Genomic DNA, 14907 nt, shown 5'->3' with positions numbered 1-14907 from the left:
CTGAACTAAAACTGTACAAAATTCAATTTGATAAAAAAAACAACTAGACAAAAACAAAACAAAAAGCAAATAACCCACTAAAAAACAAGATTTTAAAAAACATAATAAACAAACAAACACTAAATAGTAGAAACAGAGCAACTAAAAATTATCGATAAATTCTTCTAAATTTTCGTTTCTGTCCAAATTGAGTTTTTTTCTAAGTCGGTGTCTAGATGTATGGACGCTTTCTACTGAAATACCAAGTAATTTCGACATATCTTTGCTTGGAAAGTTCAATTTCACAAGCGCACATACTTTCAAATCTGTTTGTTTTAAATGGGGGAACCCCTTTTTTAAGTTAGAATAAAAACTTTTATTTATTGAAGTAAACCTCGCTTCAAACTCTTCCCAATTATTGTTTGGGTTTCCTTGCATAGACCTTAAAATACGTTTAATAACATTCACATCTATTTTATCCTTTTGGTTTTCTAACCTGTTTTTGATGCTGGCTATAAATTCGTCCTTTTCCACAAGACGAAGTGCCGATTCTGTTAATTCCTTATTTTTTAATTCTATTATTTCTTTGTGCTTTTGAGTTTTTAGCTTTTGTGTTTCCTTTAAAATCCGTTTTTCATTAGCGTGCCTATTTCTAATGTTTCTTATGGTAGAAAATCCAAAAATTATTAGAAACACAATACTAACCCCTAGAATAATCGATTTTAAAAACCAAATTTTGTCTTCGTTTTCCAATTGCAACAACCGATTCTGTGTTTCATTGTCCGCTAATCTTTTTTTCTCAATCCTATATAAATCCTTGATTTCCAATAGATGCCGATTATTATCACTCGTTCTGCCAAAAACCTGCTCGTTAAGTGTCTTGGCATCCTTCAAATATTTATAAGCTTCTTTAAAATTATTTTGCTTCAAGAAGGTGTTGGATAGCGACTCATTAACAATTAAATCATTGTTTAAATGTCTTTTATATTTACTTGATATTTCAAGCGATTTTTTATAATGAAAGATGGTTTCGTCAAGTTTTCCCATTCGTAGATAAACATCACCAAAAAACATTTCGAGAAGCACTTGGTAGGATGGGTCATTTAATTCAAAATGATTTTTTGCATTATTAAGTTTTTGTAAAGCCTCTTCATAATTGCCCTTAACTGATGCCAGATAACCGGATTCAGCCTCGAAATAATAACTTTTAGGCCTATTCTTTAATTCATTTTGAACCTGAAAACAACTATCCAAATAAATTCCCATTTTATCGTATTCCTTAATATCCCTGTATAGATTGGTAATGGCAAAATAATTACCGCCAACATAACCCAACATCAAATCCTTATTTTTTTTATTGATGAGCTGTTTTATGATTTTGTTGGATACGTTGAACTTTTTTAAAGCTTCATCATCTCTTTTATAAAATAAATACAACCATCCTAATCCATGGTACACTTTAAACATTGAAATGGAGTCTTTGGATTGGTCTGCCAACAGTAACGCCTCCCAATAATTATCATAAGATTTTCCGTAATTAACATTATGTGAATATAATTGGGATAATTCTATTAAAGTAGCAATAGCACTTATGGTATCCTTTTCTTTAAGTTTTAATTGATAATCTTTTTTAAGATGAAAAGCCAAACTATCTGGGTTTCTATATTTCAACCCTTTTTCTTTTAAATAAAGTGAATCTTGAGCAAAATTATTTTGAGAATACAATTCACAAAAACATACCATAAAACCTATCCAAACAATATAAAATCCTTTCATCCTTAAAAAAATCAATTTAAACATTCAAAATATTCCAAACAATCAAAACCACTTACATATCATACAAAAAAACTGAACAAAAAATAAATTAAAATACTAATAATCAACCACTAAAAAAACAAATAAAAATACCACACACTAACATTTGAATATTGGTTCAATATATAAAATAACCTAAAAAAATATATCATATATATTCAAAATATGGCTTTGTCAAGTTTTAATCCAGTTTGTTTTTTGATTTAAAACGAATGTTTAGTAATAGTCAAGTGCTAAAAAATCCTAAAAATCAACTACTGTTTTAATTTTGGTATTGTATAAGATCGAACAAAATTCACTGTTATGAAAAGAATTGTATTCATTATTTTATTGGTATACGGATTTTCATTTGCTCAAACCAGTATTACCTGGACCAATGTACCAGCTAACCCCATAACGTTTGCTCCTGGACAATCCGTTACTATAAACCTTTCTTACACCTCTCCAGATGTGGATTATATTTGTATATGGGTTAGGGAACTTACCGCTTCTGGCACCATTGTTAAAGATTACGGTGCCTTTACTACCTGCCCGCTTAGTGGCGGCCCGGACAATCATCCTAATACAGATACCATTTCATATAATTATACCATTCCAGCCAATGTGGTTGAAACGGCTTCACTTGCTCCGGGAAATTACTATTCACTCGTCATTTTCATGGTTAATGATGGAGGCGGCTCTGCCAATGCCAGTAAAAATATTGTTATATCCGCTGCTGCCACAGTAAATACCCAAGTAAAGGCAACTATCAATGCGAAACACATGGTAGGTGGCACCGATGCTTTTAATCGCGCCAAGTTTATTACCATTCATGCCAATCAAACAGAAAACGAATGGAATGGCGATAATAAAGTGGGAGATTTAAGAAATGATTTTTTGAATGGCTACGATGTTTATATGGGCAGGGACACTGGTGGCATTACCTATAATTTAAATCAAGTAACCCAAGACCCTACCAGACCGGGTTATGCAGAACCAAGCAATATCGCTACAAGAGGACAAAACAGCCGAAACAGCTATGCAAATCAAACGAGCTTACATCAATATGAGGCAAGGAATAATTTGATTATTGCTGGCCAAAAATATCCCTTTTGGACAGGTACGGGCCAAAAGCCAACAGCGCAGGGTTGGAGTTTAGCAAACGGAACAGCTACAGGGGAATATATGGGCAGGTATATTAATGAATTCCATGGCAACAACGGGCAGCCTGTACCAGCTTTTGTAGAAGTTATCAATGAACCTGCCTACGAGCATCTTGGCGGCCCAGAAGATTACACCAATTCACTTCAAGAAATTGCAGATTTTCATAATGAGGTTGCTTTGGCAATAAAAGCCCAAGCCCCAAACCTAAAAGTGGGTGGCTATACCACGGCGTTTCCAAATTTTGAGAAAGGCGATTTTCAACGTTGGAACAACAGATGGAAATTATTTATGGATGTAGCAGGTGCCAATATGGATTTTTGGTCCATCCATCTTTATGATTTTCCGGCCATTGGCGGAAAGAAAAGATTGCGCTCCGGCAGTAATCTGGAAGCCACATTTGATATGATGGAACAGTACAGCTACATGAAATTCAACCAAGTTAAGCCATTTGTAATTTCTGAATACGGTGCGCAAATGCACGATTATGCCAATCAACAATGGAGCCCTTTAAGGGATTGGCTGCATTTAAAAGCCCAAAATGCGCAGCTCATGTCTTTTCTGGACAGACCAAACAATATAGCATCTGCAATAAATTTCTTAATAGTCAAGGCTGAATGGGGCTATAATAATGGTATTCCATACCAACATCGTTTGATGCGAAAAGAGAATGAGCCAACCAGTTATACCGGCCAATGGGTCTATACAGATATGCTCAAGTTTTATCAGCTTTGGAAAAACGTGAAAGGAACAAGAATAGACATCACTTCAAGCAATCTAAACATTCAAGTGGATGGGTATGTAGATGGAAATAAAGCGTATATCATTCTTAATAATCTAAACTTTACCGATGAAGTCATCGACCTTTCTGTAATAGAGACCAAAGGTGAAGCCATCAATGATATCAACAAAAAACATTTGTACTTAAACGGTAGCAATCTACCCGTACTGTTGGACGAATCTGTTCCAACCAATACATCCACAGTAACACTGCATGCAGAAAGCACCATGATTCTTGAATACACTTTTACGAATGCTATCGTAATTGATGAAAGCAACACCGAAAGCAAATATTATGCAACAAGCTATTTAAAACCCATAGCAGCAAACCAAGCAGAAACATTTCAAATTAACGGCATTACAAAAAACACCTTTGGTGAAGCCGTACTAAGAATAGGTGTTGGCAGACCTCATGGTCTGAATTTGCGCCCCACTGTTACTGTTAATGGCACATCTTTAGATGTTCCTAACAATTGGCGCGGGGATAATCAAGCAAATCGTGAACGCTTTTTTGGGGTTTTGGAAATCCCCGTTCCTTTTGATGTATTGCAAACCAACAATAGCATTTCTGTTGAATTTCCAGATGCTGGAGGGCATATAAGTACGGCCACACTTCAAGTTTATAATTTTAGTAGCGACTTAAGAAACATCACTTTAAGTGTTGACAAAAACTCCGTTTCCAAAAAGACATTCATCTATCCAAACCCTACAACGGGCCTTTTCAACATCACGAATGTGCCGGGTTTTAAGAACATGAAACTTTACAATATTACAGGATCTGAAGTTAAAAGCTTTAAACCTGCGCAAAACTATGATATTTCAGAATTGCCAAGCGGTATTTACTTTTTAAAAACCGATAATGGATGGGTCAATAAATTAATAAAACAGTAATTTTTTCAATAAAATATGGCAAGCCCCTAACCCCAAAAGAGGGCGTTATCAAGTTTATGAGTAATCTTCCTGCAAGGTTTTGAAAACATCCTGCAAAGTTTCAAAAACCTTGTAGGTATAAAAAAAATAACAATGTATTTAAAATTTATATCATTAACTGTATTGTGCTTTTTGTCATTTTCTGCTATGGCACAACCAGGTTCTGAAGTCTCGCATAAAGACAACAGCCAATTATCGCAAGATTTAAGCGGTTTTAAGTGGAAAATGAAAATGATGCTTCCCGGGGAAGGCGTAAAAGCTGGACTGCATGAACTTCCTCCTGAAGATATTGAAACCTTGGTATGGAATTCCGCCGAAGTCCCTGGAGATGTTTATACAGATCTTTGGAAAATCGGTGCCATTGAAGACCCCTATTTTGGAAGAAACAGCGTAAAAGCGCAATGGGTCATGCACTACGAATGGTGGTATGCGTTACAATTCAATGTTACACAAGACATAACCGATCAGTTGGTACGGTTGGATTTTGAAGGCGTAGATTATGCTTGTGATGTATGGCTGAACGGTCATTTTCTTGGAAGTCATGAAGGGGCTTTTTCAGGATTCTCATTTGATATCAACAAGGCCCTTAGAACCAGTAAAAAATACTTGGCAAGCAGCAATATTTTAATGGTTAGGCTAGCACCACCACCGCAGGTAAACGCCAAAGTAGCAGGCAGAAAAACACCCTGGTTTGGCGATTATTGGCGCGATTTGAATCCGTTTGGTATTTATAGATCCGTAAAAATGGTCTATACAGGAAAAACAAGAATCAAGGACGTGTATTTAAGGCCAAAAATTGAAGCGGACAACAACGCTAAAGTAACGCTTGAAGTGGAAGTGGAAAACACAGAGGCATTTCCAAAAGAAATAACATTCATTTCTACCATTCAAGGGAAAAATTTTAAATCCGATGTTATTTCAACCTCATTTACAGAAACCATAGCACCCGGAAAACAGACCATTAAAAAGGACATTTTTATTGAAGATGCCCAACTGTGGTGGCCTTGGGATTTAGGGAAACCAAATTTATATACTTCAAAACTTTCTTTGTCCGAAAATAAAATAAACCAAGATTTTAAAGAAACAACTTTTGGTATCCGTGAAGTGAAAATGGCATGGAACCCCGGTTTTACAAAAGATGAAGTGAGTTTCCCGAGAACCACCATGATCAATAGCAAAAAAATATTCATCCGTTCGGCTTGTTGGGGCGGGCCACCGGATATTTTTACGGGGCGCACTTCCGAAGAAAAATACCGAAAACTCATCCAATTGGCAAAAGACGCTAACATGAACAATATTCGGATTTTTGGTTGGCACCCCTCAGAAATTCCTTTGTTTTATGAATTGTGCAACGAGGCCGGCATTACCGTTTGGAACGACATCATCCCTTTAGGCACCGGAAATTTATCGCATGACGAAGATTTTATTGCCACCACCATTGCCGAAGGGGTTGCCGTTATTAAGGAACGCCGAAACAATCCCTCATTGATTATGATGGAAGGTGGCGAGGAAATGTTTTTGCGCTCTGGCGACCCAGCATTTACACGAAATTTTTTAGAACAATTGGGAAAAGCATTGCAAGAACAAGTGGATTTACCCTATGTGCCAGATTCCCCCATGACGGATGAACCATCGCAAGAAGCTGGCTATAAACCCAAAGAAGCCGTTCATGCCCTCGCCTATTTTTATAACATGGGGCATGCACCTATGGAAGATTGGTATTCAAAACTGGATTTTCCAATTGTACCAGAATTGGCCATTACCTCGGTGCCAAATATAGAGAGCTTAAAGAAATTCATTCCTGAAAATGAGCTATGGCCACCAGGATTGAGTTGGGGTCACCATTGGGCAGACTTGGACCGATTAAGAGCACAGAATTTTGATGCTTTTGGAAGCGAAAAAACAGGTTCACTTCAAGAATTTGTAGAGGCCACACAAGATGCCCAAGGCATAATTTTTCAACTTTCAATAGAACATTTTAGAAGGAACAAACCTGAAACAAGCGGCATTTCGCTCTGTCATTTTATTACCTATTGGCCCGATATGAAATGGGGCATTGTTGATAATTACCAACAACCTAAACGCTCTTACGATTATGTAAAAACGGCCTATCAGCCTGTTTTAATAAACATGCAATTCCAAAAACGCCGCTGGTTGCACACCGACATTTTTAAGGGTAAAATCTGGGTGGTAAATGATTTTTATACTGAATATGATGATTGTGTTGCCAACTATACCATCACAAACCATAGTGGGAAGATTTTAGACAAAGACACTTTCAACATTGCTAAAATAGAAGAAAATAGCTCTAAAGCATGGTTCGATTTAAAGGCCGATGTATTGAAAAACATAAAAGATAATTTTTATGTGCATTTGGAATTAAAAGACAAAACCGGCGAAATCATTTCAAAAAACAATTATATGTTGTTGATCGGCGACCACGATAAAGCTGCAAAAGAATTCAAAGCCATGGGAAGTGAAATAAGACAACGAAACGAAACATACAAATATTCCAATTACAATCAGTTTTTTGACAAACTAACCCGTGAAAACGGTGCAGAATATGAAAGCCAAACCGATACGGTTACCGCTAGAGGATTTAAAATAAAAACACAATAAGTCATGATACATACCTTGAAATTAAAAACCATAAATATCGGTAAATGTTACTTCTGTTTAGTTTTTGTCTAGTATCAAAAATCGTCGTCCAGTGGTTATAAGATTAAATTTGTGTCAAGTCCTGACCAATGAATCATTTATTGCTTTCTAAAAGCCATGGGTTATACTGAAATTAAACATATTCATCGAATTTTGAATTTATCCAAAAGTTAATTGTATCACATGAGAAAATTTCAAATTTTATTTTTAGCATTCATAACATGTTTGGGCTGTAATCATTCTGATGCACAAAAAAAAAGTAGTCAAAAAACAGATTTCAACCTAAATTGGAACTTCTATTTATCCCAAGAAAATGAAGCTATTGCCTCCATTCCGGATAATCAATACAAAACCGTAAACCTGCCCCACGATTGGATTATTGAGCAAGCCTTTGATTCCACATTGGTCAATGATGCCCATGCCACAGGGTATTTGCCCAGCAAAGGTTATGGTTATTACAAAAAATCATTCGATTTGAAGGTCAGTGAAAATGAAGTTGTTTACATCCTTTTTGATGGTATTTACAATAATTCTGAAGTCTATATAAATGGCATAAAACTAGGGTTTCATCCGTATGGCTACTCTCCTTTTTATTATGATTTAACGCCACACTTAAACAAAAACGGGAAAAACAATATTGTTTCCGTAAAAATAGACCACACCCGCTATGCCGATAGCCGTTGGTACACGGGCGCGGGCATCTACCGAAATGTAAAATTGATTACAGCCAATAAACTGCACGTACCTGTTTGGGGCACCTTTGTAACCACGCCCAAGGTTTCTAAGGCAATAGCGACGGTTCAATTGGATATCAAAGTCAATAACGATTTTTCTTCAGAAGAAGCCATCAGCGTTAAAACCCAAATTTTTGATGCAGATAATAATAACGTTGCCCAAACAACAAATACATTAAAAATAAACGGAAACACATCCAAAGAGATTCAGCAAAACATAGAAATTGAAAATCCGAAACTATGGGATATTACCAATCCAAATCTTTATAAAGCGGTAACCTCCATTATAAAAAACGATGAAGTTGTTGATACCCATCAAACCAATTTTGGCATTAGAACCATAAAATTTGATGCCGATACAGGCTTCTTTTTGAATGGAGTCAATATGAAAATTAAAGGTGTTTGTTTACATCATGACGGCGGTTTAGTAGGAGCAGCGGTGCCAAAAGGCGTTTGGAAACGCAGATTACAAATTTTAAAAGATGGCGGCACCAATGCCATTAGAGTATCGCACAATCCCGCATCGACCCAGTTTTTGGATTTATGTGATGAAATGGGCCTTTTGGTACAAGATGAATTGTTTGACGAATGGGACAACCCAAAGGACAAACGTTTCAACCAAAACGAATCCAAAAGCACCGATTACATCACCCGAGGCTATGGCGAACATTTTCAAGAATGGGCGCAAAAAGACCTTAAAAATGTGATTTTAAGCCATAGAAACCATCCGTCTATCTTCCAGTGGAGCATCGGGAATGAAATTGAATGGACCTACCCCAGAAATGCGGCAGCCACCGGATTTTTCAATAATATGGACTGGAAAGGCAACTATTTCTGGTCAGAACCACCGCATACCACAGAAGAAATTAAACGCCAATTGGAAACCCTTCCAAAGGGAAAATATGATATTGGCGAAACCGCCCAAAAACTTTCAAAATGGGTAAAAGAATTGGACACTACCAGGCCCGTTACCGCCAATTTAATCTTGCCTTCGGCGAGCCATTTATCGGGTTACACCGATGCTTTGGATGTGGTGGGCTACAGTTACAGACGGGTTTTATATGATTATGGACACGAAAACTACCCCGATAAACCCATTATGGGCACCGAAAATTTAGCCCAGTACCATGAATGGAAAGCCATTATGGAACGCCCATTTATATCAGGGACTTTTTTATGGACCGGCATTGATTATATGGGAGAAATCAGGGATCCATGGCCGGTGCGTGTGCAGCCTTCGGGACTTCTTGATACCGCTGGCTTCAAAAAAGGCTCCTATTATATGATGCAATCGCTTTGGACGGATGCTCCAATGATTCATATCGCCACCCAAAACATTGAAAAATCGCTTAACAAAATTGATGAAAGCGGCACCATCGTGGCCAAAGACCCAAAAAAATGGGAACATTCGCTTTGGGAATGGCAAGATGTGAATGCCCATTGGAATTACAATGAAAACGACATGATTTCAGTTGAAATCTATTCAAACTGCGATGAAATTGAATTGTTTTTGAATGACAAATCACTCGGAAAAAAGAGGCTTTCCGATTTTGAAGACCACATTTACAAATGGGGCGTACCGTTTAAAGCTGGCAAGTTAGTAGCTAAAGGCATCAAAGATGGTCAAAAAATAATTTATGAAATCACCACAGCCAGAAAAGCTGCAAAAATCAAATTGACTTGCGAAGAAAAAACAATAGAAGCCAATCATTATGATGTTGCCCATATCACCATGCAACTTACCGATGGTGATGGAAACCCTGTAAAAACAGATGATCGATTGATCACCTTTGAAATTAAAGGTTCTGCCAAAATATTGGGCGTTGATAATGGTTGGAAAAAAAGCGTTGAAACATTTCAATCCAACAAAAGCACCACACACAATGGAAAAACCTTGTTAATCATTCAAGCATCCGATACGCCAGAAGACATTACCATAACAGCTTCTGCAGAAGGCATTGAAAAACAAAACATAACAATAAGCATTAAATAATTATATTATGAAAGCAACACAATACGAAGGCAATAAAACCTTCAGCATACAAGAAAAAAACATTGAAGAGCCCGCAAAAGGTGAGGTTAGGATTAAAGTGGCCTATGTGGGCGTTTGTGGCACCGATGTCCATATTTACCATGGCATGATGGACAAACGTGTAAAAATGCCCGAAACCATAGGGCATGAAATGTCTGGCGTTATTGATGCCGTTGGCGAGGGGGTTACTGGTTTTTCTGTAGGTGAAAAAGTAGTGGTACGCCCGTTGGATGACCGAAAAGTAAAGGCTTCAGACAAAGGATTCAACCATATTTGCGAGGAATTAAAGTTTATAGGCATTGACAGCCCAGGAGCCATGCAACAGTATTGGAATGTCCCCGCTTTTACACTACATAAACTTAAAGAAAACACCGATTTAAAATTGGCAGCATTGATAGAGCCTTTATCGGTTGCAGCACACGATGTGCGTTTAAGTGGCTTGACAGCTGGGGAAACCGCCGTAATTTTAGGTGGTGGCCCTATTGGCTTATTGGTTGCCATGGTTGCCAAAGAAGTGGGTGCCCAAGTTATCCTTTCAGAAGTCAACCCAAAACGTATTGCCAAAGCAAAAGAACTTGGTTTTGATGCAGTGAGCCCCATAGATGTGGATTTAGTAGAATATGTAAAAGGAAAAACGGAAAACCGAAGAGCGGATGTGGTTTTTGAAGTTGCTGGCGTGCAACCGGCATTGGATATTATGTGCGAAGTCGCTGGTATTCGTGGAAGAATCGTTATGGTTGCAATTCACGGACAGAAAAAAGATGTGGATCTGTTCAAATTCTTTTGGAAAGAGTTGAAACTGATTGGCGCAAGGGTTTATGAAAAAGAAGATTATGAAAAAGCCATACAACTAATAACTGCCAATGAATTGCCATTTGAACAAATGATTACCGATGTACAACCCTTGACCAACATTCAACAAGTGTTTGAAAACATCGATAATAATCCAGATGGGTTAAAGGTGTTAATGGATTGTCAGCTTTAAATAAATAAGTTCAGAGTTCAAAAATCGTTAATCGTAAATCAAAAATCATAAATAAAAATGGGAATTTTAAATACATTCAGTTTAGAGGGAAAAACAGCTTTAGTAACAGGTTGCAAAAGAGGCATCGGTAAAGCCATGGCAATAGGTTTGGCTGAGGCTGGTGCAAATATTATTGGTGTTTCGGCATCGTTGGAATTATCAGGTAGTGCTGTTGAAAAGGAAGTACAATCCAAAGGTAAAAAGTTCAGTGCCTACCAATGTGATTTCAGCAACAGAAAATCGCTTTATAAATTCATTGAGGCCGTAAAGAAAGACCATCCGCAAATAGATATTTTAGTCAACAATGCGGGGACTATCTTAAGAACACCAGCCGCAGAACATCCTGACGAGATGTGGGACAAAGTGATTGAGGTCAATCAAAATGCACAATTCATCCTCACAAGGGAAATTGGAAAAGAAATGGTTAAAAGAGGACATGGTAAAATTATTTTCACAGCTTCTTTGTTAACCTTTCAAGGCGGTATTACGGTTCCTGGATATGCAGCAAGCAAAGGCGCTATCGGACAGTTAACTATGGCCTTTGCCAACGAATGGGCCAGTAAAGGCGTCAATGTAAACGCTATTGCGCCTGGGTACATTGCTACCGATAACACTGAAGCATTAAGAAACGACCCCGTGCGATCAGAATCTATATTGTCGCGCATTCCTGCTGGAAGATGGGGCAAGCCCGAAGATTTTGCTGGGCCAACCGTATTTTTAGCTTCAGAAGCAGCAAGTTATATGAACGGGGCTATTGTTCTGGTTGATGGCGGCTGGATGGGCAGGTAATTTTAGAATAAGTTAAATGGCATAAAAATAAATCAAAACGTGTATAAAAATAAGCAATCAATATTCATAATGTTTTTAATGTTCTTGAGTTGGAACCAATGGGTTTTAGCTCAAGAACAACCTAATATTGTATTCATTTTATCAGACGATGCTGGTTATGCCGATTTTGGGTTTCAAGGCAGTAAAGAATTTAAAACGCCACATTTAGACAAATTAGCTATGCAAGGTTTACGCTTTACACAGGCTTACGTATCTGCAGCTGTTTGCGGACCTTCTCGTGCCGGCATTTTAACAGGAAAATATCAACAACGTTTTGGTTACGAAGAAAACAATGTACCGGGTTACATGAGTGTATCAGGAGCTATTGGAGACGATATGGGTTTACCATTGAATCAAAAATTAATTGCAGCATATTTAAAAGAGGAAGGCTATAAAACAGCTCTTTTCGGCAAATGGCATATGGGTAATGCCGATTGTTTTCATCCTACAAAAAGAGGTTTTGATACATTTTACGGATTTAGAGGAGGCGCAAGGAGTTATTATGAATACGACCAAAACAATAAACTAATAAAAAAAGAAAACCGCATGGAACGTGGTTTTGGTAATTTTGAAGAATCAGAATTATATTTAACCGATGCTTTAGCTGATGCAACCACTAAATTTATAGAAGAAAACAAATCGCAACCATTTTTTGTTTACCTGTCCTTTAACGCCGTGCATACACCTATGGAAGCTAGACCAGATGATTTAGACAAATTTCCCAATCTTGAAGATAAAAGAAAAACATTAGCAGCCATGACCCTTGGTTTAGATCGCGCTTGTGGGAAAGTTATTAATAAATTAGACGAACTTGGTTTAAGGGAAAACACCATTATCGTATTTACTAACGATAACGGAGGCCCTTCCGATACCAATGCCTCTTCCAATAAACCTTTAGGAGGCACAAAAGCAAATCATTTAGAAGGCGGAATTCGCGTGCCTTTTGTAATGTCATGGCCAACCCATTTACAAGAAAATACGGTTTACACACATCCGATAAGCACTTTAGATTTATTTCCAACATTCTATAATTTAGCTGGAGGTGACGAAAAACAAATTACCGATTTAGATGGTGTGAACTTAATCCCATTTGTAACTCAAAAATACAAGAATAGACCTCATGAAACCTTGTTTTGGAAAAAGGAAGTTCGCGGAGCTATTCGTCATCACGATTGGAAATTAATCCGCTTTCCAGATCGTCAAGCTGAATTATACAATTTAGCTGAAGATATTGGAGAAACCAATAATCTTGCAGCATCCAATCCTGAAATAGTAAAAGAATTATATAAACGTTTTTTTGAATGGGAAATGACTTTAGAAAGACCGCTTTGGATGCTAAAACATCTTTATGAAAAAAAAGCCATTGAACGTTTAGACACCTATAGAAATAACAACATTCATCACAACTAATTTATTGCAATCCGTTTTTCGACGAATTAAATCGTGAAAATGGAGCAGAATATGAAAGCGAAACAGATACCTTAATATAGCATGAGGATTTAGAATTAAAAAATATAAAACATAAAAACATGGCAGATATTAAAGAATACCAATTATTCATAGACGGAAAATGGATTACCTCAACCTCTGGAGAAACCATTGATATTATTAATCCTTCTACAGAGGAAATTGTAGCACGTGTTCAAAACGGTACTCCTGAAGAAGCTATTGAAGCTTTAGAAGCTGCTGACAAAGCACAAAAAAAGTGGAAAAAGTTACCTGCTCGGGAAAGAGCCAATTTATTGTATAAGTTCTCAAACGAGATAAAGGCAAATGCCGAAAATTTGGCACAGTTACTGGTTAAAGAGCAAGGGAAATTATTAAAAGTAGCACGGTTTGAAGTTGCTGTGGCATCGTCCTTTATTGAATATGCATGTGAAGGCGCCCGTAGAATTGAAGGTGATATTATTCCTTCCGACAACCCAAACGAACAAATCTGGATTCAAAAAATACCGCGTGGTGTGGTTGTAGCCATTACTGCTTGGAATTTCCCCTTGGCTCTTGCTGCCCGGAAATTAGGACCTGCTCTTATCGCTGGAAATACTATTATAATCAAACCAACTTCCGAAACCCCTTTAACAACTCTTGAATTAGGCCATATTGCCAATAAAGTAGGCATCCCTAAAGGTGTTATCAATATTTTAACGGGCCCAGGAAGAGCCATGGGTAATGCTCTGGTGGAAAGCCCTATTTGCAAAATGGTTACCATGACGGGATCCACACCTGTTGGTCAACAAATTGCCCGAAACGCAGCCCAAAATTTGACACATGTACAACTGGAATTGGGCGGGAAAGCCCCTTTTATTGTTTTTGAAGATGCTGATATCGATGCTGCCGTTGATGCCGCTTTACATTCTCGTTTCGACAATTGTGGGCAAGTGTGCACCTGTAACGAACGTATGTATATCCATGAAGGGATTTACGATAAATTCATGGATAAATTTATTGCAAAGGTGAAAGGATTGAAAGTTGGAGACCCCATGTTGGAAGAAACCGATATGGGACCAAAAGTAAATGCCAACGAATTAAAGCATATGGAACATTTAGTTACCGTAAGTATTGAAGAAGGTGCTACAGTGGCGACCGGAGGTAAAAAACCAGTTGGAAAGCAATTTGAAAAAGGCTATTGGTTTGAACCAACGGTTTTGACAAACGTAACCCAAGATATGACCATTGTTCACGAAGAATCTTTCGGCCCTATTTTGCCAGTTTTAAAATTCAAGACCTTTGATGAAGTTATAGGCTATGCCAACGACAGTGAATATGGTTTGGCAGCAATGGTTTTTACCAACGATATGAATACCATAATGAAATGCAATGATGAATTGGAATACGGAGAAATCTATGTAAACCGAGGTCATGGTGAACAGCATCAAGGGTTCCATAACGGTTATAAATTATCTGGCTCTGGTGGAGAAGATGGCAAATATGGTTTTGAACAATACTTAGAAAAAAAGACTTTTTATATCAGACATAAAGCTTAAAAT

The 14907-nt window shown here is 37.4% G+C and carries 8 protein-coding genes; 7 read left to right on the top strand and 1 reads right to left on the bottom strand.

Annotated features, from left to right (window positions below; translation table 11 throughout):
- Positions 1-141 precede the first annotated feature (141 nt).
- Positions 142-1755, bottom strand: a complete 1614-nt coding sequence (locus RHP49_13705) for a hypothetical protein (protein WNH11945.1) — start codon at positions 1753-1755, stop codon at positions 142-144.
- 342 nt (positions 1756-2097) lie between these two features.
- Between RHP49_13705 and RHP49_13700 the strand changes: the two genes are divergently transcribed.
- The 7 genes from RHP49_13700 to aldA all read left to right on the top strand — a co-directional run bounded on the left by RHP49_13700 (position 2098) and on the right by aldA (position 14904).
- Entirely contained in the window at positions 2098-4605 is a 2508-nt protein-coding gene (locus RHP49_13700; protein WNH11944.1) for a T9SS type A sorting domain-containing protein, read from the top strand.
- 132 nt (positions 4606-4737) lie between these two features.
- The gene (locus RHP49_13695; GenBank protein WNH11943.1) at positions 4738-7263 is read left to right on the top strand and encodes a beta-galactosidase; all 2526 of its coding nucleotides are present in this window, start codon (positions 4738-4740) and stop codon (positions 7261-7263) included.
- A gap of 222 nt (positions 7264-7485) precedes the next feature.
- Positions 7486-10029: a glycoside hydrolase family 2 TIM barrel-domain containing protein gene (locus RHP49_13690; GenBank protein WNH11942.1), complete on the top strand. Its 2544-nt coding sequence runs from the start codon at positions 7486-7488 to the stop codon at positions 10027-10029.
- A 7-nt stretch (positions 10030-10036) separates the two neighbouring features.
- Complete coding sequence (locus RHP49_13685; GenBank protein ID WNH11941.1) at positions 10037-11053, top strand: alcohol dehydrogenase catalytic domain-containing protein; 1017 nt, start codon at positions 10037-10039, stop codon at positions 11051-11053.
- Positions 11054-11116: 63 nt separating this feature from the next.
- A complete protein-coding gene (locus RHP49_13680; GenBank protein ID WNH14429.1) occupies positions 11117-11881 on the top strand; it encodes an SDR family oxidoreductase in 765 nt (254 codons plus the stop codon).
- 78 nt (positions 11882-11959) lie between these two features.
- Positions 11960-13330, top strand: coding sequence for a sulfatase (locus RHP49_13675; protein ID WNH14428.1), 1371 nt, complete (start codon positions 11960-11962; stop codon positions 13328-13330).
- Between the two features lie 119 nt (positions 13331-13449).
- The gene (aldA, locus tag RHP49_13670) at positions 13450-14904 is read left to right on the top strand and encodes an aldehyde dehydrogenase (GenBank protein WNH11940.1); all 1455 of its coding nucleotides are present in this window, start codon (positions 13450-13452) and stop codon (positions 14902-14904) included.
- Positions 14905-14907: the final 3 nt, after the last annotated feature.

The sequence above is a fragment of the Flavobacteriaceae bacterium HL-DH10 genome, assembly GCA_031826515.1.
Taxonomy (GTDB): domain Bacteria; phylum Bacteroidota; class Bacteroidia; order Flavobacteriales; family Flavobacteriaceae; genus Thalassobellus; species Thalassobellus suaedae.
The sequence above is the reverse complement of the archived record's forward strand: the minus strand, read 5'-3'. Positions and strand labels throughout refer to the sequence as shown.

Coding starts and splice junctions, on each gene's coding strand:
- RHP49_13705 (WNH11945.1), bottom strand. CDS start 1,755: ATGAAAGGATTTTATATTGTTTGGATAGGTTTTATGGTATGTTTTTGT.
- RHP49_13700 (WNH11944.1), top strand. CDS start 2,098: ATGAAAAGAATTGTATTCATTATTTTATTGGTATACGGATTTTCATTT.
- aldA (WNH11940.1), top strand. CDS start 13,450: ATGGCAGATATTAAAGAATACCAATTATTCATAGACGGAAAATGGATT.
- RHP49_13690 (WNH11942.1), top strand. CDS start 7,486: ATGAGAAAATTTCAAATTTTATTTTTAGCATTCATAACATGTTTGGGC.
- RHP49_13675 (WNH14428.1), top strand. CDS start 11,960: ATGTTCTTGAGTTGGAACCAATGGGTTTTAGCTCAAGAACAACCTAAT.
- RHP49_13695 (WNH11943.1), top strand. CDS start 4,738: ATGTATTTAAAATTTATATCATTAACTGTATTGTGCTTTTTGTCATTT.
- RHP49_13685 (WNH11941.1), top strand. CDS start 10,037: ATGAAAGCAACACAATACGAAGGCAATAAAACCTTCAGCATACAAGAA.